Source organism: Microbacterium sp. B19 (assembly GCF_000333395.1).
Classification (GTDB): Bacteria; Actinomycetota; Actinomycetes; order Actinomycetales; family Microbacteriaceae; genus Microbacterium.
In genome coordinates this window covers 1-974 of the sequence record NZ_BADA01000429.1, presented here as the reverse complement: position 1 = coordinate 974, position 974 = coordinate 1, and the positions used below count along the sequence as shown (strand labels likewise).

The window sequence follows — 974 nt, the reverse complement described above, 5'->3', positions numbered from 1 at the left end:
CGCGGTGACACCCGTATCGGATGTCGCCGGGCCGTTGGGGTTTCCGTGTGGCCGGCCCATGGCGAGATCCAATCCAGGGGAGGGCGTCGTGGCGTCACGAAAGCGACGAACGTGAGGCGGCAACAGCAACGGCGGGGATCGCTATTCCCCATCGAGAGGCGATGGGGGATGCCGTGCGTGGACGCCGAGTCTATCGGTGGCCTCCGACATCGACCGGCGCGTCCCGATGTCGTCGGTCGGACGTAGGCTGACCGGCATGAGCATGGGCGGCGGCATGGGCGGAAGCATGTTCCGCGGTGTGTACGCGGAGAGTCAACGGCAGCGCAACGCCGAGGCGCCGCGCGTGCCCGACCTCGGCCGGCGCGTGGCCGCACTCTTCCGGCCCTACCGCGGACGCATCGCGGTCACGATCGTCCTCGTGGTCCTCGGCGCGGCGCTCGCCGTCATCCCGCCGCTGCTCGTGCAGCGCATCTTCGACGACGCGCTCTTCCCCGTCGACGGATCGCCGGTCGATCTCGCGCTGCTGACCGAGCTCGTCGCGGCGATGATCGTCCTGTTCCTGCTGTCCGGAGGGCTCGGCGTCGCGCAGACGTGGTTCACCGCCACCGTCGGCAACCGCGTCACGGGTGACCTGCGCGTGCGGCTGTTCGACCATCTGCAGGCGATGGAGCTCGGCTTCTTCACCCGCACCAAGACGGGTGTCATCCAATCGCGGCTGCAGAACGACGTCGGCGGCGTCTCCGGGGTTCTCACGAACACCGTCACCAGCATCCTCGGCAACTCGGTGACCGTCGTGGCCTCGCTCGTGGCGATGATCCTCATCGACTGGCGGCTGACGCTCATCGCCGTCGTCATCATGCCGATCCTGGTCCTCGTCCAGCGGCGCGTCGGACAGGTGCGCGCCCGCATCGCCGCGCAGACGCAGGAATCGCTCTCGGAGCTGTCGGCCATCACGCAGGAGACGTTGAGCGTGT

The 974-nt window shown here is 68.7% G+C and carries 1 protein-coding gene; it reads left to right on the top strand.

The genetic code is table 11. From position 1 onward, the window contains the following. Positions 1 to 262: 262 nt before the first annotated feature. A partial coding sequence (locus tag I5G_RS15020) for an ABC transporter transmembrane domain-containing protein (RefSeq protein ID WP_036328641.1) occupies positions 263 to 974 on the top strand: 712 nt, incomplete at its 3' end.